Source organism: Mesorhizobium sp. B2-1-3A (assembly GCF_006442655.1).
Lineage (GTDB): Bacteria > Pseudomonadota > Alphaproteobacteria > Rhizobiales > Rhizobiaceae > Mesorhizobium.
Genome location: NZ_VFWK01000002.1, coordinates 121151 through 138117 on the forward strand (window position 1 = coordinate 121151; position 16967 = coordinate 138117).

Annotated in this window: 17 protein-coding genes; 13 read left to right on the plus strand and 4 right to left on the minus strand. The window is 64.5% G+C overall.

Features of this window, described 5'->3' with window-relative positions; translation table 11 throughout:
- Positions 1–2 precede the first annotated feature (2 nt).
- The 10 genes from FJ977_RS07170 (at position 3) to FJ977_RS07215 (ending at position 9482) form a co-directional block, all read left to right on the plus strand.
- Positions 3–1115: an ABC transporter ATP-binding protein gene (locus FJ977_RS07170; RefSeq protein WP_140769954.1), complete on the plus strand. Its 1113-nt coding sequence runs from the start codon at positions 3–5 to the stop codon at positions 1113–1115.
- Positions 1108–2121, plus strand: a complete 1014-nt coding sequence (locus FJ977_RS07175) for an ABC transporter ATP-binding protein (protein WP_140769956.1) — start codon at positions 1108–1110, stop codon at positions 2119–2121. The genes FJ977_RS07170 and FJ977_RS07175 overlap by 8 nt, the downstream gene beginning before the upstream one ends.
- Before the next feature lie 69 nt (positions 2122–2190).
- Entirely contained in the window at positions 2191–3834 is a 1644-nt protein-coding gene (locus tag FJ977_RS07180) for a dihydroxyacetone kinase subunit DhaK (RefSeq protein ID WP_140769958.1), read from the plus strand.
- Positions 3835–3906: 72 nt separating this feature from the next.
- A complete protein-coding gene (gene dhaL / locus FJ977_RS07185) occupies positions 3907–4509 on the plus strand; it encodes a dihydroxyacetone kinase subunit DhaL (RefSeq protein ID WP_140769960.1) in 603 nt (200 codons plus the stop codon).
- Complete coding sequence (gene dhaM / locus FJ977_RS07190) at positions 4506–4895, plus strand: dihydroxyacetone kinase phosphoryl donor subunit DhaM (RefSeq protein ID WP_056569510.1); 390 nt, start codon at positions 4506–4508, stop codon at positions 4893–4895. Before dhaL ends, dhaM begins: the two co-directional genes overlap by 4 nt.
- A gap of 18 nt (positions 4896–4913) precedes the next feature.
- Positions 4914–5216, plus strand: a complete 303-nt coding sequence (locus FJ977_RS07195; protein ID WP_140769963.1) for an HPr family phosphocarrier protein — start codon at positions 4914–4916, stop codon at positions 5214–5216.
- A gap of 41 nt (positions 5217–5257) precedes the next feature.
- A complete protein-coding gene (gene ptsP / locus FJ977_RS07200) occupies positions 5258–6832 on the plus strand; it encodes a phosphoenolpyruvate--protein phosphotransferase (protein WP_140769965.1) in 1575 nt (524 codons plus the stop codon).
- Between the two features lie 11 nt (positions 6833–6843).
- Positions 6844–7269 (plus strand): hypothetical protein, encoded by a 426-nt coding sequence (locus FJ977_RS07205; RefSeq protein ID WP_056569505.1) that lies wholly within the window; start codon positions 6844–6846, stop codon positions 7267–7269.
- A gap of 32 nt (positions 7270–7301) precedes the next feature.
- Positions 7302–8288 (plus strand): dihydroxyacetone kinase subunit DhaK, encoded by a 987-nt coding sequence (dhaK, locus tag FJ977_RS07210; protein WP_140769967.1) that lies wholly within the window; start codon positions 7302–7304, stop codon positions 8286–8288.
- Positions 8289–8459: 171 nt separating this feature from the next.
- Positions 8460–9482, plus strand: coding sequence for a nucleotidyltransferase family protein (locus FJ977_RS07215; RefSeq protein WP_140769969.1), 1023 nt, complete (start codon positions 8460–8462; stop codon positions 9480–9482).
- Positions 9483–9490: 8 nt separating this feature from the next.
- Here FJ977_RS07215 and FJ977_RS07220 read toward each other — a convergent pair whose 3' ends face one another.
- The 4 genes from FJ977_RS07220 to FJ977_RS07235 all read right to left on the minus strand — a co-directional run bounded on the left by FJ977_RS07220 (position 9491) and on the right by FJ977_RS07235 (position 12531).
- A complete protein-coding gene (locus FJ977_RS07220) occupies positions 9491–10480 on the minus strand; it encodes a serine kinase (protein ID WP_140769971.1) in 990 nt (329 codons plus the stop codon).
- On the minus strand, positions 10477–10911 hold the full coding sequence (locus FJ977_RS07225; protein WP_140769973.1) for a lasso peptide biosynthesis B2 protein: 435 nt from the start codon (positions 10909–10911) through the stop codon (positions 10477–10479). Before FJ977_RS07225 ends, FJ977_RS07220 begins: the two co-directional genes overlap by 4 nt.
- A gap of 39 nt (positions 10912–10950) precedes the next feature.
- A complete protein-coding gene (locus FJ977_RS07230) occupies positions 10951–11235 on the minus strand; it encodes a PqqD family protein (protein ID WP_140769975.1) in 285 nt (94 codons plus the stop codon).
- A 447-nt stretch (positions 11236–11682) separates the two neighbouring features.
- On the minus strand, positions 11683–12531 hold the full coding sequence (locus FJ977_RS07235; protein ID WP_181179690.1) for a DUF2259 domain-containing protein: 849 nt from the start codon (positions 12529–12531) through the stop codon (positions 11683–11685).
- Between the two features lie 156 nt (positions 12532–12687).
- Between FJ977_RS07235 and FJ977_RS07240 the strand changes: the two genes are divergently transcribed.
- The 3 genes from FJ977_RS07240 to FJ977_RS07250 all read left to right on the plus strand — a co-directional run bounded on the left by FJ977_RS07240 (position 12688) and on the right by FJ977_RS07250 (position 16889).
- Positions 12688–14595, plus strand: a complete 1908-nt coding sequence (locus FJ977_RS07240; protein WP_140769977.1) for a propionyl-CoA synthetase — start codon at positions 12688–12690, stop codon at positions 14593–14595.
- Positions 14596–14729: 134 nt separating this feature from the next.
- On the plus strand, positions 14730–15812 hold the full coding sequence (locus FJ977_RS07245; protein WP_140769979.1) for an acyltransferase: 1083 nt from the start codon (positions 14730–14732) through the stop codon (positions 15810–15812).
- 345 nt (positions 15813–16157) lie between these two features.
- Positions 16158–16889: a metallophosphoesterase gene (locus tag FJ977_RS07250; RefSeq protein WP_246682843.1), complete on the plus strand. Its 732-nt coding sequence runs from the start codon at positions 16158–16160 to the stop codon at positions 16887–16889.
- Positions 16890–16967: the final 78 nt, after the last annotated feature.

A 16967-nucleotide genomic window follows, 5' to 3' on the forward strand; every position in this document is an offset into this window, starting at 1 on the left:
TCATGGCCGAAATCCGCGTCCAGAATTTGAGAAAGGCCTTCGGCGATTTCGTCGCCGTGCAGGATTCCAACTTCGTCGTCGAGGATGGCGAGTTCTTCGTCATGCTCGGGCCGTCGGGCTGCGGCAAGACGACGACCTTGCGCATGATCGCAGGGTTGGAACTGCCGACTGGCGGCCAGATCCTGCTCGGCGGCGACGACGTCACCATGCTGCGGGCCCGCGAGCGCGACATCGCCTTCGTCTTCCAGCTGTTCGCCCTCTATCCGCACATGAATGTGCGCAAGAACATCGGTTTTCCGCTGCTGGCACAAGGCATGCCGTCGGCCGAAATCCGCAGCCGCGTCGAGGAGACGGCAAAACTTTTGCGCATCGACCATCTGCTCAACAAATCCGTCTCCGGCCTTGCCGGCGGCGACCGCCAGCGCGTGGCGCTCGGCCGCGCCATCGTGCGGCGGCCGAAATGCTTCCTGATGGACGAGCCGCTCGGCACGCTCGACACTGAATTCCGCGACCTGATGGTCCATGAATTGCGCGAACTGCATAACCGCATCCACGCCACCACGGTCTATGTCACGCATGACCAGATGGAGGCGATGTCGATGGCCGACAAGATCGCCGTCATGAACCACGGCGTCATCGAGCAGTTCGGCAGTCCGCGCGAAATCTACGACCGACCGGCAACCATGTTCGTCGCCGACTTCATCGGCTCGCCGCCGATGAACTTTCTGGGCTTCGGCGGCGGGCTGGCCAAGGGCGCCAGGGAAGTCGTCGTCCAGGGCGCGAAGGTCACGGTGCCGGAAGTGCGCGAGGACATTGCGCCGGCCGACATGGCGCTTGGGATCCGGCCTGAACACATCCGCTTCGACGATGCCTCGAAACTGCGCGGCGCCATCTACGGTACCGAATATCTCGGCACCACCCAGATCGTCGCGGTGGAAACGGCGGACGGCATCATCAAGGCGCGCGTGCCGGCCGAAATCCGGCTCAACGCCGGCGATCATGTCGGCCTGGCCCTGAACAGCGCCCGGCTGTCGCTGTTCGACAAGGGCTCCGGCCGGGCGGTGAGAACCGCGATCCACGATACCGCCTCTCAGGGGAGAGCGCAGCATGGCTGACGTGCACATCAAGAACGTGACCAAGAGCTTCGGCGAACATGTCGCCGTCGACGGTCTCGACCTGCACATCGCCGATGGCGAATTCGTCGTGCTGCTCGGACCGACCGGAGCCGGCAAGACGACGACGCTGCGGCTGATCGCCGGGCTGGAGCGGCCGGATGCCGGCACCATCGAGATCGGCGGCCACAACGCCACGACGCTGTCCCCGGCGGAGCGCGACACCGCCTTCGTGTTCCAGCAATATTCGCTGTACCCACATCTGTCGGTGTTCGACAATCTCGCCTTCCCGCTGCGTTCACCGGCACGCAAAATACCGGAAGACCAGATCCGCCGCCGCGTCGAGGAGGTGGCGAAAATGGTGCGCATCCACCACAAGCTCGCCAACCGCTCGACCAAACTGTCGGGCGGCGAAATGCAGCGCGTCGCCATCGGCCGCGCGCTGGTGCGCAAGCCTTCGATCTACCTCATGGACGAGCCGCTGTCGTCGCTCGACGCCAAGCTGCGGGCGGATCTGCGCCTCGAACTGAAGCGCATCCAGACCGAACTGGGCGCTACCATGCTCTATGTCACCCACGATCAGATCGAGGCGATGACCATGGCCGACCGCATCGGCATCCTCGCCGACGGCATTCTGGTGCAGATCGGCACGCCAAGGACGATCTATTCGGAGCCGGCGAACCTGCATGTCGCGGCAAGGCTCGGCCAGCCGGCGATCAATCTTCTGCCGACCGGCCTGCTGCCCGATGGCAGCGCGCCGGCGGGCACCAAGACGATCGGCGCGCGCACGGAGCATCTGACCATCGAGAAGGCAACAAATGGCCATGCCGACGGCGTCGTCGACTGGGTCGAGCATCTCGGCGACCAGAACCATCTGCATGTGACGGTGGGCTCAAAGAAACTGGTGACGCTGACCGATCCGGACACCGATCTGGCGCAAGGCGACAGAGTGATGATCCGCTATCGCTCGCCGCTCTATTTCGGTGCCGACGGACAACGGTTGATGTGAAGGGTTCGGCGCTCCCGCTAAGGGTTCACGCCGCCTCTGATTGACGATTGCGAATACGGGACGAATTCGATGAAGCACTTTTTCAACCGCCGGGAAACGATCGTCACCGAGGCGCTGGACGGCCTGTTGCGGACGATCGGTTCGGGCGAGCTCGCGCGCCTCGACGGATATCCCGAGATCAAAGTCGTGCTGCGTGCCGATTGGGACAAGTCGAAGGTCAGCGTCGTCTCCGGCGGCGGCGCTGGGCACGAACCATCGCATGCCGGCTTTGTCGGCAAGGGCATGCTGACGGCGGCGGTCTCGGGCGAGATCTTTGCCTCGCCGAGCGTCGAAGCGGTGCTGGCGGCCATCCGCGCGGTCACCGGCCCGGCCGGCTGCCTGCTGATCGTCAAGAACTACACCGGCGACCGCCTCAATTTCGGCCTGGCGGCCGAGAAGGCGCGCGCCGAGGGATTTCGCGTCGAGATGGTGATTGTCGGCGACGACATCGCGCTTCCCGACATTGCCCAGCCGCGTGGCGTCGCCGGCACGCTGTTCGTGCACAAGATCTCAGGCCATCTATCGGAGGCCGGCCATGATCTGGCCGATATCGCGGCGGCGGCGCGAGCGGCGGCTAAGGATATCGTCTCGCTCGGCATGTCGCTATCGTCCTGCTCCATTCCCGGCCAGCAGCATGAGGAACGGTTTGGCGAGAACGATGGTGAACTCGGCCTTGGTATCCATGGCGAGCCCGGCGTCGAGCGCATCGCGGTGCAAAGCGCGGACCGGCTGGTGGCGATCATGGCCGAGCGCCTGGCAGTGCTGCTCGATCCGAAGGCCAGCCATGCCTTGCTGATCAACAATCTGGGTTCGGTGCCGCCGCTCGAAATGTCGCTGGTCGCCAATGCGGTGCTCGCTTCCCCACTCGCCAAAACGGTCAAGCTGACGATCGGCCCCGGGCCGCTGATGACGGCGCTCAACATGAACGGCTTCTCGCTGTCGCTGATCCGGCTCGATCCAGCGCGCGAGGCCGCCTTGCTGGCGCCGGTCGGCCCGCATGCCTGGATGCCGGCCAAGCCGGTCGCAGCGCCTGTTGTCGTGCCTATGGCGAAAGCAGCCGGACAAAGTGCGGCACGCAAGGCCAGCCAGGATGCCGGCACCAGGCGCCTGATCGTTACGGTCTGCGAAAAGCTGATTTCCCTGGAAGCAACCTTGAACGGGCTCGACGCCAAGGCGGGCGACGGCGACACCGGCTCGACTGTGGCGACCGGCGCGCGCAGCATCCTCGATCGGCTTGACGCGCTGCCGCTGGGCAACCCCGCGGCGACCCTTGGCGCCGTCGGCGACACGCTGAGCGCATCGATGGGCGGCTCCAGCGGGGTGCTGCTGTCGATCTTCTTCACGGCGGCGGCGCAGGCGCTGGACGGCGGCGCCAGCCTGCAAAAGGCGCTGCTCGCCGGACTTGAGCGAATGACCTTCTATGGCGGCGCCAAGCCGGGCGACCGCACCATGGTCGATGCGCTCGAGCCGGCGCTCAAGGCGCTCGACAGCAATGGCCTTGGCGAAGCAGCGATCGCGGCCCGGCGCGGAGCCGAGGCGACGGCCGCCATGGAGAAGGCAAAAGCAGGACGGTCCGCCTATGTCGGCACCAAATTGCAGGGCGTTGTCGACCCCGGCGCCCATGCCGTGGCCGAGGTTTTCGCAGCCGTCGCCGCGCTGCTCGTCACGGCCTGACGCATGCACCAGTTGTCGAATGACCATTCTTTCGCTACTGCCGGCAAGGTGAAAACCGGGACCTTGGACGACATGGCGGCGTTGAACCTTGCCAGGCTGATCACGGTCGCCGCGGATACGATTGCCGCGCATGCCGAGGAATTGACGGCGCTCGACCAGGCGATCGGCGACGGCGACCATGGGCTGAACATGAAGCGCGGCTTCGAGGCCGTGCGGGCCGAGGCCGATGCGTTCGCCGCGAAGCCCTTGCCCGAGGCCCTGAAGGCGATCGGCACCAAGCTGGTGATGACGGTGGGCGGTGCCTCCGGCCCGCTGTTCGGCACATTGTTCATGGCGCTGGGCAAGGAGATCGCGGCGGAGCCCGATCGTGCCAATTTGACGACGGCCTTCGGCAAGGCGATCGAAGCGGTGGCCGCGCGTGGCAAGTCCCAGGTCGGACAGAAAACCATGCTCGATGTGCTGCAACCGGTGCATGACGCCTTGGCGGGAGGCAAGCCGGCGGCGCAAATCGCCGACGTCGCCGACGCCGCCGCCGAAGCGACCGTACCGATGAAGGCGCTGCGCGGCCGCGCCTCGTTCCTAGGCGAGCGCTCGATCGGCCATATGGATGCCGGCGCGCGCTCGACCGCGCTGCTGGTGCGCACATTGGGGCAAGCGATCGGGGAAAGCGCATGAGCAATGTCGGGATCGTGATTGTGTCGCATTCGCCGCTGGTCGCGGAGGGCACGGCCGACATGGTACGCCAGATGGTGGGCGACGAAGTGCCGCTTGCATGGTGCGGCGGAAACGGCCATGGCGGGCTTGGCACCAGTGTCGAGGCGATCATGGGTGCCATCGACAAGGCTTGGTCGGAAGCTGGTGTCGCCATCCTGGTCGATCTCGGCGGAGCCGAGACCAATTCGGAAATGGCGGTGGAGATGATCGGTGAGCCGCGTGCGCAGAAGATCACCGTCTGCAACGCGCCGATCGTCGAGGGCGCCGTGATGGCGGCGACAGAATCCTCCGGCGGCGCCTCGCTGAAGGAAGTGGTAGCGACGGCGCACGAATTGTCGCCATCGTGAGTGAACGGGATTTCTGAAATGTCCGCAGCCGCCGAAGCGACCGTCCTGATCACCCACGATGTGGGCCTGCATGCGCGTCCCTCGGTGAAGTTCACCAAGCTGGCCAAGACCTTTGCCGCCGACGTGGAAATCGCGCTTGCCGCCAACGGCCCATGGTTCGACGCCAAGAGCATCGTCAAGGTGATGGCGGCCAAGGCGCCGAAGGGCACGGTGTTGCACATCAGGGCCAGCGGCAGCGGCGCCGATGACGCCGTGCGCGCGCTGATCGAACTGGTGCAGCGCGATTTCGACGAGGACGCCGGTCATGTCCGGTCGGCCTGACGCTGGCGCGCGCCTTCGCCGGCCTGCAAGGAACACGGGCCATGCGGATTGAGGGTGTTCCGGCCTCGGCCGGCTATGCCGAAGGGCCGTTGTTCGACCTCGACCGGCCGCCGGCCATCTATGCAAGCAAGGCCACATCGACGGAAGAGAAGACGTCGCTGGAAGCCGCGATCGGCAAGGCGGTAAGCCGGCTTGCGACAATAGTCGAAACCGCCGACAGCGACGCCGCCGGCATACTCGAATTCCACATCGCCATGCTGGAGGACGATGCACTGAGCGGCCCCGCCTTCGCGTCGATCGCGTCCGGACGGACCGCCGACGCGGCATGGCGGGAGGCGCTCGACGCTGAGATCGCCGGCTACGAGGCCTCCGACCAGGACTATTTCCGCGCCCGCGCCACGGATTTGCGCGATATCAGGGACCAGGTTCTGCGCGCGCTGACCGAGGACGGCGGCGCTACGGCGCCTACCGGTGCCATCCTCTGCGGCGAGGACATCGCGCCGACTCGTTTTCTCGAAACCGACTGGAGCCATGGCGGCGGGATCGCGCTGAAGGCAGGCAGCACCGCCAGCCATGTCGCCATGTTGGCGCGCTCGCGTGGCGTGCCGATGGTGGTGGGGCTGCGCGAACCGCTTGCCGGTCTTGCCGGCATGGCGCTGCTCGACGCCGAACACGGCAATATCGTCCTGGCGCCGTCGCCGGCGGAGATCGGATCGTTCCGGCAGTCGTCCTCTTCCTTCGCGGCCCGCCAAGGCAAGGCGAGGACTTTTCTGGCGCGGCCGGCTGCGACAAGAGCCGGCACGGCGGTGCGGGTGCAGGTCAACATCGCCGACCCGTCCGATGTCGACGGCATCGACATCGCGACCTGCGACGGTGTCGGGCTGATGCGCACCGAATTCCTGTTCGGCAGGATATTGCCGGATGAGGAGACGCAGTATCGCGCCTACCGCAAGGTGCTTGAGTGGGCTGGCGACAAACCCGTGACGATCCGCACTGTCGATGCTGGCGGCGACAAGCCGGTGCCGGGCTTCACCGTCGAGGAAGGCAATCCGTTCCTCGGGCTGCGCGGGATCAGACTGTCGCTGGCGCGGCTCGACATTTTTCGCGTGCAGATCAGGGCATTGCTGCGCGCCGCGCCACACGGCAATCTCAGGGTCATGTTTCCGATGATCGCCATCGCCGATGAGTATGAGCGCGCAGCCGCTCTGTTCGCCGAGGAACAGGCAGCCCTTGCCGCGCGTGGTGTCGCGCACGGTATGCCGCCGCTCGGCATCATGGTTGAAGTGCCTTCAGTCGCCATCGCGCCGGAAGCATTCGCCGGCGTCGCCTTCTTCTCCATCGGCTCCAACGATTTGATGCAATATGTGATGGCGGCCGCGCGGGATAACGCTGCCGTGGCCCACCTCAATTCGGTCCGCCATCCGGCGGTGCTGCGGCTGATCGGCTCGGTTGTAGCCTTTGGACGGGACAACAGCATTCCCGTCAGCCTGTGCGGCGATGCCGGCGGCGATCCCGTCGCGATCCCGTCGCTGCTCGAAGCGGGCCTGCGCGATCTGTCCGTCGCGCCGGCACAACTCGCCATGGCCAAGGCGGCCATCGCGGATGTTTCGGTCTAGGCGCGGCTGGCATGGTCGACATCAAACCCGAACCCGGTTCCGAAGAGGCGATCCGCGCCTACAAGACGATCCTGTCGCAGGTCATCGACCAGCGCCCGTCCGGCATGCGCCAGCGCCTTGCCGACGCGCTTGGCAAGCACCGCAGTTTCGTCACGCAGATCTCCAGCCCGGCCTATACGATCCCTATCCCTTCAAAGCATCTGCCTTCGATCTTTTCCGTCTGCCATTTCAGCCCGGCCGAGCGGGACCAGTTCCTCGCGGCCTACCACCAGGCGCATCCGGGAAAGATGTCGGTGGCCGCGGGCATGCGCAAAACCCGGCACGTTTCGCTTGTCGTTCCCGATTTCGGTGACGACAAGCAGAATGCGGCGCTCGACCGGGCCATCAACGAATTCATCCAGAAGATCACCAGCATCGCCGGCAAGGGTGGCGGCTGACTATTCCTTGCCGGGCTGTTTGGGAGGACGCCATGAAGAAATTTATGAACGCGGTGGACACGGTGCTGACCGAGAGCCTCGATGGTTTCGTGGCCGCCCATGCCGATATACTGGTGCTTGGCGAGGAGCACAAATTCGTCCGCCGCAGGACCTTGCGGCCGGGCAAGGTGGCGCTGATCTCCGGCGGCGGCTCGGGCCACGAGCCGCTGCATGGCGGCTTTGTCGGCCATGGCATGCTGGATGCCGCCTGCCCCGGCCAGGTTTTCACCTCGCCAACGCCGGACCAGATGCTGGCGGCGGCGCAGGCCGTCGACACCGGCGCCGGTTGCCTGTTCATCGTCAAGAACTACGAGGGCGATGTGATGAACTTCGACATGGCCGCCGAAATGTCGGAAGGCGTCCTGCAGGTGGTGACCAACGACGATGTCGCCGTCGAGAATTCATCCTATACGACCGGCCGGCGCGGCGTCGCCGGCACGCTGGTGGTTGAAAAGATCGTCGGCGCGGCGGCCGAGCATGGCCTGGCCCTGCCCGTGCTGAAGACGCTGGGCGAGCGCGTCAACGCAGCCACCCGGTCGATGGGTGTGGCTCTGACCAGCGGCACCGTGCCGGCCGCGGGCAAACCGACCTTCGACATCGGCGACGGCGAAATGGAATTCGGGGTCGGCATCCATGGCGAACCCGGCCGTCGCCGCGACAGGTTGAAAAGCGCCGATGCGATCGTCGAGGAAATCTGCGCCGCGATCCTGGGCGATCTTGGTGACAAGGCGACAGGCCCGGCGCTGCTGTTCGTCAACGGCTTCGGAGGCACGCCGCTGATGGAGCTCTATCTGATGTATAACAGTGCCCGCCGGATTTTCGAGAAGCGCGGCGTGACGGTAACCCGCTCGCTGGTCGGCACCTATGTCACCTCGCTCGACATGGCTGGATGTTCGATCACGCTGACCATGCTCGATGACGAGATGACCGGCTGGTGGGACGCGCCTGTCCACACGGCAGCACTGCGCTGGGGCATGTAAGACTGGCTTCCACAGCGCTTTTCTGCAACCATCCTGGACATCTCCCTAGAGCGCTTCACCGTTTCACGGAAACGGCGAATTGCTCTAACTCTTTGTTTTTACGCAATTCCGAACGCAAAACCGCTTACACTTTTCCTGGAATTGCTCTAGCGATAAGATTTGTCCGGCCCGATGCTGCCATCCCTGACCTCCGCCGAAGAAAGACTGCTGCTGCGCTTAGCCGATCCGGAGGCGGCGGCGGTCGAGGACAATTTGTCGGCAAAGTCCCTGTCCGCGCTGCTCGACAATGCCGAATTCCACGGCATCCTGCCGATCATGCTGCGCAAGCTCAGGGAGCGCGGCGATGCACGCCTGCCGCCCGACGCCGGCTTGCGGGACAAGCTCGACGATTTGCGCCAGAAAGCGACGATCGCCACCGGCCAGTCGATGCTGCTGCAATATCATGGCGACCGCATCATGAAGGAGATGGTTGTGCAGGGCATTCCGGCGCGGATCGTCAAGGGACCGGTCTTCGCGCGAAAGCTTTATCACAATGTGTCGGACAGGCCGTTCACCGACATCGACATCCTTGTCGAACCCGCCAACCTTGCGCGGGCAAACCAGGTGATCGCGTCCTGCGGCTTCGAGCTCGGCAGTGACGAAGCCGAATCCTACCAGCTGCAGGAATTCAAATGGCTGGAAAAGGAGAATTCCAGCCTGCTGGTCGAGCTGCATGGCGACCTGGTGCACGACACCGGCATGCGGCGGCGCCTGTCGCTGGGTTTTCGCGAACTGGACGTCATCGACGGAGATGTGAGGGACACGCCGGCCGCGCTTTTGACGATCGCCATCGTGCACGCCGCCGGCGGCCACAAATTCCACCGGCTGCAGCTCTGCGTCGACGTGCTGCAAGGGGTGCGGGCGCTGCAGTCAGCCGAATCGGAAAGCCGCCTGCTCGACGCGGCCCGGATGACCGGCATCGAGCTCGAACTGGCGATCGTGCTCAATGTCACCGGCCAGTTGTTCGGCGAGGGTCGCGCGCTTGAGCTCGCCGGGCGGATCAAGCCCGATCTCTCGATAAGGCTGGCCAGGCGGCTGATCACGACGAACACGCTGCTCAGGGTCAATTCCCGGGAGAAGATCGGCTCGCGTCTGCGGCGCGATGCCTTCCGCTGGATCCAGCGGCTGGCCAAGGCCAGGCCATACGCCGCTTGAACTTGCCGTCAACCCGGTGATGTCAACGTGGCGCTTATCAACGCCGCCGCGTCGGCCGGGCGTGCGCCCACTTCCAGAGTGAATGTCGGCACCGAGGAAACCAGCTTGCCGATCGTCGCCAGCCGGCGCTTCTGCGAGGGCAGCAGGCCAGTCATGCTGGTGCGGACATTGTCCATTGCCAGCGCCACCATCGCGTCGGTCCGAGCCATGGGCACGAGCCGGGTCTCACGGTCGGCGGAGCGCGCCAGGTGCAGCACGGCCGCCACCGGCCGGGCGACCGGGCTTTCGATCCGTCCGATCTCGCTCAAGCGCTGCAGCGAGACGGCCTGTTCGCCGTTGCGGTCCCACGACGGACCAAGGCAAGGCGCAACCTGCGGGATCATTTCGGCGGTCTTCTGATGGATCTTGACGTGGCGCGGCAGACCCCAGGCCATGGGCTGCTTCTCCAAAGCCAGATCCAGGATCATGGCGTCGTCGGAGCAGAGACCAAAGCCTTGCGTTGCCAGCGCCAGCGAGGTCGTGGTCTTGCCGGTGCCGCTTGGGGCATGGATCAGCACGATGGTGTCGCGGCCCGGCAGTGTCAGGCCGGCCGTGTGCAGCATATGCTGGCCGCCGGCGTCGAGTGCCGCGTCCAACACCAGCATCGATGGCGTCCAGGCTGCTTTCGCCCCAGGGCGAACCCGAAGTTTCGCCCACCCTTCCTCGTCATTGACGGCAACGGTCTGGCGCCCGGGAAAGATGAGATGGATGGTGCCGCCCACAGCGACCATCCTGCAGTAGCCGTCCTCCGGTATCTCACCGTCGAAGACGAGCGATCCGCCGGGCTCCTCGTCCAGAACGTCCGCCTCGGTGATATCGAGACGAAAGCCCGGCGCCGTATCGCCGGTGATTCGCAGGACGCCCAGCATCCTGTCGAAGTCCTGCCAAAGCTCGGGGCGTTCGGCCGATATGCCGAAGACCTGACCGTTGAGGTCGTAGCATGCTGAAGGCTTGGTCAAGCGGGGCGCACCTTTGAGGCATCGGCATGGTGGCGATAGATCTCCACCATGCCGGGAAGGCTGTCACTGACCACGGGCTTGCCGTCGAGGCAGACCCAGCAATGCGCCGAAACGCGCGGCGTCTGCAGTGACTTCGGGTCGACGCCGAAACGCAGCTCCGGATCGAAGCCGGCAAGGCGCAGGAAGCGATGGCCGAGCAGGCCTTCCCGCAGGCATCTGCGGTCGCGCATCAGCCAGGGATGGCGGACAATGCGGTTGACGCGAGCGACGATGTAGGCGGCTGGCAGGCCGCGATAGGGGGTCGAGGAGGCGAGCGGGGCCCATCTCAGCACGTCCTCGAAGCTGCGCCCGGCAATGAGCGCCGGCATCAGCCGCGCGCTTGTCCAGAGATGGCAGCGAAACAGGGCACGCAGGAGCGGACCGTCAGCCATCAGGCGATACCTCTAGCCATCAAGCGGCACCTTTGGCCATCAAGCATTTGGGGCGGCGAGGATACCTTCCGAGACCAGATCGTTGGCCAATGCCGCCATGTCCTCATCGAGCGTATCCTTGTCGACATCGAACTCCTCGCAAAGCAGGCCGACGATCTGATCGAGGCTTCGCGCACCATCCACCTTGTCGAGAAAGGCTTCCGTCGTGCCGTTGCAGGTATAGAGCTGGCCGCTGCGCGCCAGAAGCACGACGGCACCGTCGCCGACATGCTGGACCGAGGCGTCGTCCGCCAGCCGCAAAACCGTTCCAGAGACAATTTCCATCACCAACCCCAACAAGCCGCGCCAGAACCCGAAAATGAGATAGCGCGGCGGTGCGGCGCTGTCTATCGGCCGGCCGGGAGAGATCGCCGATGCGGCTTTGCGATGCGACGGATTCCTGCCGGCCGCAGAAGCGCCATCACCCGTTCCCAACCGAAAATCGTCCCAGAAATAGTCGTCGCCATGACGCCACAGGCAAGTGCGTTGACCGATGGGACCGTTGCTTTTCTTCCCTTAAGTAAGGTAAAGACTCCACGGGTTTTGGGGAGATAGCGTATGCGTTACAACTGGGAGCGGGCTCCGACGACTTTCGAACGTCATCGAAAAGCCCTGGCGGCGGCGATTTTGATCTTCGGCGGCGTAGGCCTCATGCTTGTGGCCCTGCCGATCTAGTACAATCGAAATTTGTCCAATGAATACCGTTCGTTAGACGGCTATCGGGCCGGCTCCTCAGCGGGCCTGCCCCGTCACGGCAATGAACCGGCGGTCGCGCCCTTCGAAGCCCTGGCTGAAGCGCTGCACCAGCACGACAATCACCGCCGGTTTGCCTGAAGGTGTGTATTCATAGGATTCCGACAGGCTGTAGGAAGTCGGGCAGTTCCTCGAGCCAGGCACGGCCTTGTCCTCATGCAAGGTCTTGAACGGCTTGCCGTCCTGGCCCTGCAGCGACAGCCGGAAACCGAGCGCCTTGCCCGTCTTGTCGCCTTGAGGAGCCTCGTCACCCTGTAGGGCCTGGTCGCCCGATTGGGCTTCGTCGAAACTCGCCGAACAATCCGCCGTGCTGGTGGCCAGGATCTGGTCGAGCTGGATCGTCGAAATGCCTGTCTCGCCATAGAGCGGCGAAAGCCATTTCTGCGACACTTGCTCGAGGCGGGAGATGTCGGCGTAGGCGACCATCTCGCCGGGAAAGGTGAACTTGTCGGAGGCGGTCTGCTTGCCGCGCGATGCGATGGCGTATCTGGCCAGGATGGGATTTGCCCTCGCAGCCGCTTGCGCCCTTGCCTGTTCAAGGCTCAGCGTCGATTCCTCGGATTCGTCAACGACTAGAATCGGTTTGCCGCCGACAAACTCGTCGGTGCGCGTGTCGATGATGTCGATCTGCGAATAACCGGACGCCGAGGCACCGGCATCGAGCTCTCCATATTGCTCGAAGGCAAAATAGCTCCCGTCGGGCGAGAAGCCGATGATGCGCCGTGCCGCGGCGTCTCCGGCCAGAGCGGATGCGGTGGAGATCGCGAGCAGCGCGCCGATCGTCAGCGCAAATGCCGGTTTTGCCATGATCGGCAATGGATGGCGCATCGTTCGGATCCTCCCCCCGCGAAGGCTCCACTTCACGACACAGCGCACCAGGGGTCAAGACGAGACCGGCTCAGACGAAAATCAGGGAAGACAGCGCCGGAAAAAACAGCATAGGCTGTTTGCAAAGACGGCAAATGGTTCCTGGGGAGGTTACGGATGGCTTCACGCTATCATGAGGTCTATGACGGCTGGAAACGCGAGCCGGAAGAATTCTGGGCGGACGCGGCCGGTGCCATCGACTGGTATTCGCCCTGGGACAAGGTGTTCGATGCCACCGCCGGCGTCTACGGCCGCTGGTTTACGGGCGCGACCTGCAACACCTGCTACAATGCCATCGACCGGCATGTCGCCGGCGGACGCGCCGACCAGATCGCGCTGATCTACGACAGCGCCATCACCGGAACGGTCAAAAAATTCACCTATGCCGAGCTGAAGCGTGAAGTGGTGGCGCTGACCTCGGTGCTGAAGAACCGGGGCGTCGGCAAGGGCGACCGCGTCATCATCTACATGCCGATGGTGGCGGAGGCGGCCATCGCCATGCTCGCCTGCGCCCGCATCGGCGCCGTGCATTCGGTGGTCTTCGGCGGCTTTGCCTCGCATGAGCTTGCCACCCGCATCGACGACGCCAAGCCAAAGCTGATCATCTCGGCCTCCTGCGGCCTGGAACCAGGCCGCATCGTTGCCTACAAGCCGCTGCTCGACAAAGCGATCGAGATGTCCCGCCACAAGCCGGACGCTTGCCTGATCCTGCAGCGCGACCAGCTGCGCTGTGACCTGAAGGGCCATTTCGACATCGACTATGCCGATGCCGTCGCGCGCGAGCGGGCCGCAGGCGCCAATGTCGACTGCGTGCCGGTGCTCGCCACCGATCCGCTCTACATCATCTACACGTCGGGCACGACCGGACAGCCAAAGGGAATCGTGCGCGACAATGGCGGCCACATGGTCGCGCTGAAATGGACGATGGAGAACGAGTTCGGCGTCAAGCCGGGCGAAGTGTTCTGGGCGGCGTCCGATGTCGGCTGGGTGGTCGGCCATTCCTACATCGTCTACGGACCGCTGCTGCATGGCTGCACCAGCATCCTGTTCGAGGGCAAGCCGATCGGCACGCCGGATGCCGGCACCTACTGGCGGGTCATCTCGGATCATGGCGTCGTCGCGCTGTTCACCGCGCCGACGGCCTTCCGCGCCATCAAGGGGCAGGACCCCAGAGGCGAGTTCGTTCCCAAATACGATCTGTCGAAATTCCGCACGCTGTTCCTCGCCGGCGAGCGCGCCGACCCCGAAACCATCAAATGGGCGGAGCAGAAGCTGAACGTGCCGGTGGTCGACCATTGGTGGCAGACCGAGACCGGCTCGCCGATGACCATCAACCCGGCGGGGCTCGGGCTGCTGCCGGTGAAATACGGCTCGCCCGGCGTGCCGATGCCCGGCTACGACATCCGCGTGCTCGACGATGCCGGCCACGAGGTGTCGCGCGGGACGCTCGGCAACGTCGTGGTCAAGCTACCGCTGCCCGCCGGCTGCCTGCCGACGCTGTGGAACGCGGATGCCCGCTTCCGCCAGGCCTATCTCGATGAGTTCCCCGGTTTCTACAAGACAGCCGATGCCGGCATGATCGACGAGGACGGTTACCTCTACGTGATGGCCCGCACCGACGACATCATCAATGTCGCCGGCCACCGGCTGTCGACCGGCGCCATGGAAGAGGTGCTTGCCGCCCATCCCGATGTCGCCGAATGCGCTGTCGTCGGCATCGCCGATGCGATGAAGGGCCAGATTCCGCTCGGCTTCGTGGTGCTGAACGCCGGTGTCGCGCGCGACGGCGGCGCCATCGAAAAGGAGGTCGTCGCGCTGGTACGCGAGCGCATCGGCCCGGTCGCGGCCTTCAAGACCGTGGTGACGATCAAGCGCCTGCCCAAGACCCGGTCGGGAAAGATCCTGCGCGGCACCATGCAGAAGATCGCCGACAAGGAGGAGTGGGCGATGCCGGCGACCATCGACGACCCTGCCATCCTGGACGAGATCACCGCCGCCCTGAAGGCGCGCGGGATCGGGGTTTGAGGCCGACACGGCGAGCGGTTTCGCGCCGTCCTTCCTTGCCGGTCGGCCTATCCTGATCGGCAAGCAATACTTTTATTGTGCAATGCAGCAAGCCACCCTACAGTGACGGGTGGGGGGCCATCCGGCGATGCGGTATGGCTCAGCAAAAAATTACGTTCGGCGGCGTCGACATCCTGCGGTTTCTCGCCGCCGTGCTCGTCATGATCTACCACTATGGCTTCTGGGTGTGGGCCTATCCCGATGGCATTTCGGCACAGGCCACGGGCGGCGTGCCGGCGCAGCCAGCGATAGGCGCCTGGGTCGGGTCCGGCTGGGTCGGCGTCGAGGTCTTCTTCGTCATCAGCGGCTTCGTGATCGCCTTCAGCGCCGAGAAATCGACGCCGCTGCGGTTTTTCGAGGCAAGATTCAAAAGGCTGGCGCCGGCGGTGTGGATCTGCGCGCCGATCACAGCGTTGCTCTTGCTGCTCATCGGCCTGAGCTGGCCGACCGATGCGGTGGTCAGGCTCGTCCGCACCGGCCTGTTCGCGCCTTATGGCCCATGGGTGGACAGTGTCTACTGGACGCTCGGCATCGAGATCGCCTTCTACGCCATCGTCTGGGTCCTGCTGCGGCTCGGCCGCTTCCATCTGATGGAAATGGTCGCCATCGCCATCGGCCTTGTCAGCACGCTGTTCTGGTGCCTCTATTATCTCTTCGACTGGTCCGACTTCGCCGAGACGCGCTGGCTGCAGCTTACCCTGGTGCACCATGGCTGCTTCTTCGCGGTGGGCGTGCTGCTCTGGCTGATGCGGTTCAAGGCGCTGACGCCTTCCCGCCTTGGCTTCTGCCTGTTGTTCCTTGGCGGCGGCGTGCTGCAGATCGCCAGTTCGGTCGACGTCCACAGCATCAAGGTCAATGCCGTGATGCCCTATGCGCCGCCAATCCTGATCTTCCTCGTCGCTATAGCCTTGATGGCATGGTCGTTGCGGCTCGACCTCGGCTGGAGCGGCTGGCGCCGGATCGGCCTGATGACCTATCCGCTCTATCTGATCCACGATGTCGTCGGCGCGGCAATGCTTGGGGCGATGGTCCGCGCTGGTGCGCCTTATCTCCCGTCGATGGCGATCGTCGGCGCGACCATGATCGCGGCAAGCTGGCTGGTGGCGACCGAGGCCGAGCCGCGCATCCGTCTGCTGCTCGACCACACGGTTTTCCGCTACCGGCTCAAGGCCGCCTAGAGGCCAGATCGGTTCTCGTTTTCGCAGAAACGGCGAACCGATCCATCTCTTTATCCTGACGCAGTTCCCCGGGGAAAGCGCTACGCGATTTTCCCGGGAAAATCGCCTCGCACCTTTGCCGGAATTGCGCCCGTGGCGTCAACACACCCAGCCGGCCCGGCACGCCCTATCCGTCTGGCGCGGCACGATCTTTCCGACATCCGGATTCCGCTTCGGGATCGTAAATTAGCCTCTTGGCACGCTCCGCTTCACGCGTGATAACAGACAGTCATGTTTTGTGCATGACTGTCCGCTTTTCGATATCGAGAGCCTTCGCCAGTGAACCTGTTTCAGCGAAAACCCCGGATGGCGGCGCGTGCACGCCTCGATATCGACCTGCAGGACACCACCGTCTATGCGATCGGCGACGTGCATGGCTGCTACAGGGAGCTGCGCTCGCTGGAGCAGAAGATCCTGCTCGATTCCTTGCGCTTCCAGGGCCGCAAGATCATCATCATGCTCGGCGACTATATCGACCGTGGGCCGCAATCGGCGCGGGTGCTCGACCATCTCCTTGCGCCGCCGCCGAAGGGGTTCCAGCGCATCTGCCTCGCGGGCAATCACGAGGTGGCCATGCTGCATTATCTCGACGGCAATCTGTCACGCGAACCCTGGTTGGCGGCAGGTGGCCTGCAAACCCTGTTCTCCTATAGCCTCGACCCGCAGCGGCTGGCCGGTCTTTACGAAAGAAGCGCGGAGATCGACCGGCACATAAGGGATGTCATCCCGGCCGAGCATGTCAGCTTCCTGCGTGGGCTGCCGATCATGGTCCGCTCGAGAAAATTCGTCTTCGTCCATGCCGGCATCAGGCCGGGCGTCGACCTCGCGGCGCAGGACGACCGTGACCTCCTGCACATCCGTTCGGATTTCTTCGACGCGGCGCATCTGCTCGACCGCTGGGTGGTGCATGGCCACACGCCGGTGGACATCCCGAGACTTGAGGGACGCAGGCTGGGCATCGACACCGCCGCCTTCCAGAGCGGCCGCCTGACGGCGGTCAGGATCGCCGACAAGCAGGGCCGGCTGATCTTCTCCTGATCAGGCTCCCAGGAAAAGCGTGTAGCGCCCTCCCCTGGGAATTGCATCAAAACAAAGAGTTAGAGCGGTTCGCCGTTT

Excerpts from the sequence above, each read along its gene's own strand:
- FJ977_RS07170 (WP_140769954.1), top strand. The coding sequence starts at position 3 with ATGGCCGAAATCCGCGTCCAGAATTTGAGAAAGGCCTTCGGCGATTTC.
- FJ977_RS07175 (WP_140769956.1), top strand. The coding sequence starts at position 1,108 with ATGGCTGACGTGCACATCAAGAACGTGACCAAGAGCTTCGGCGAACAT.
- FJ977_RS07180 (WP_140769958.1), top strand. The coding sequence starts at position 2,191 with ATGAAGCACTTTTTCAACCGCCGGGAAACGATCGTCACCGAGGCGCTG.
- dhaL (WP_140769960.1), top strand. The coding sequence starts at position 3,907 with ATGGCGGCGTTGAACCTTGCCAGGCTGATCACGGTCGCCGCGGATACG.
- dhaM (WP_056569510.1), top strand. The coding sequence starts at position 4,506 with ATGAGCAATGTCGGGATCGTGATTGTGTCGCATTCGCCGCTGGTCGCG.
- FJ977_RS07195 (WP_140769963.1), top strand. The coding sequence starts at position 4,914 with ATGTCCGCAGCCGCCGAAGCGACCGTCCTGATCACCCACGATGTGGGC.
- ptsP (WP_140769965.1), top strand. The coding sequence starts at position 5,258 with ATGCGGATTGAGGGTGTTCCGGCCTCGGCCGGCTATGCCGAAGGGCCG.
- FJ977_RS07205 (WP_056569505.1), top strand. The coding sequence starts at position 6,844 with ATGGTCGACATCAAACCCGAACCCGGTTCCGAAGAGGCGATCCGCGCC.
- dhaK (WP_140769967.1), top strand. The coding sequence starts at position 7,302 with ATGAAGAAATTTATGAACGCGGTGGACACGGTGCTGACCGAGAGCCTC.
- FJ977_RS07215 (WP_140769969.1), top strand. The coding sequence starts at position 8,460 with ATGCTGCCATCCCTGACCTCCGCCGAAGAAAGACTGCTGCTGCGCTTA.
- FJ977_RS07225 (WP_140769973.1), bottom strand. The coding sequence starts at position 10,911 with ATGGCTGACGGTCCGCTCCTGCGTGCCCTGTTTCGCTGCCATCTCTGG.
- FJ977_RS07230 (WP_140769975.1), bottom strand. The coding sequence starts at position 11,235 with ATGGAAATTGTCTCTGGAACGGTTTTGCGGCTGGCGGACGACGCCTCG.
- FJ977_RS07235 (WP_181179690.1), bottom strand. The coding sequence starts at position 12,531 with ATGCGCCATCCATTGCCGATCATGGCAAAACCGGCATTTGCGCTGACG.
- FJ977_RS07240 (WP_140769977.1), top strand. The coding sequence starts at position 12,688 with ATGGCTTCACGCTATCATGAGGTCTATGACGGCTGGAAACGCGAGCCG.
- FJ977_RS07245 (WP_140769979.1), top strand. The coding sequence starts at position 14,730 with ATGGCTCAGCAAAAAATTACGTTCGGCGGCGTCGACATCCTGCGGTTT.
- FJ977_RS07250 (WP_246682843.1), top strand. The coding sequence starts at position 16,158 with ATGGCGGCGCGTGCACGCCTCGATATCGACCTGCAGGACACCACCGTC.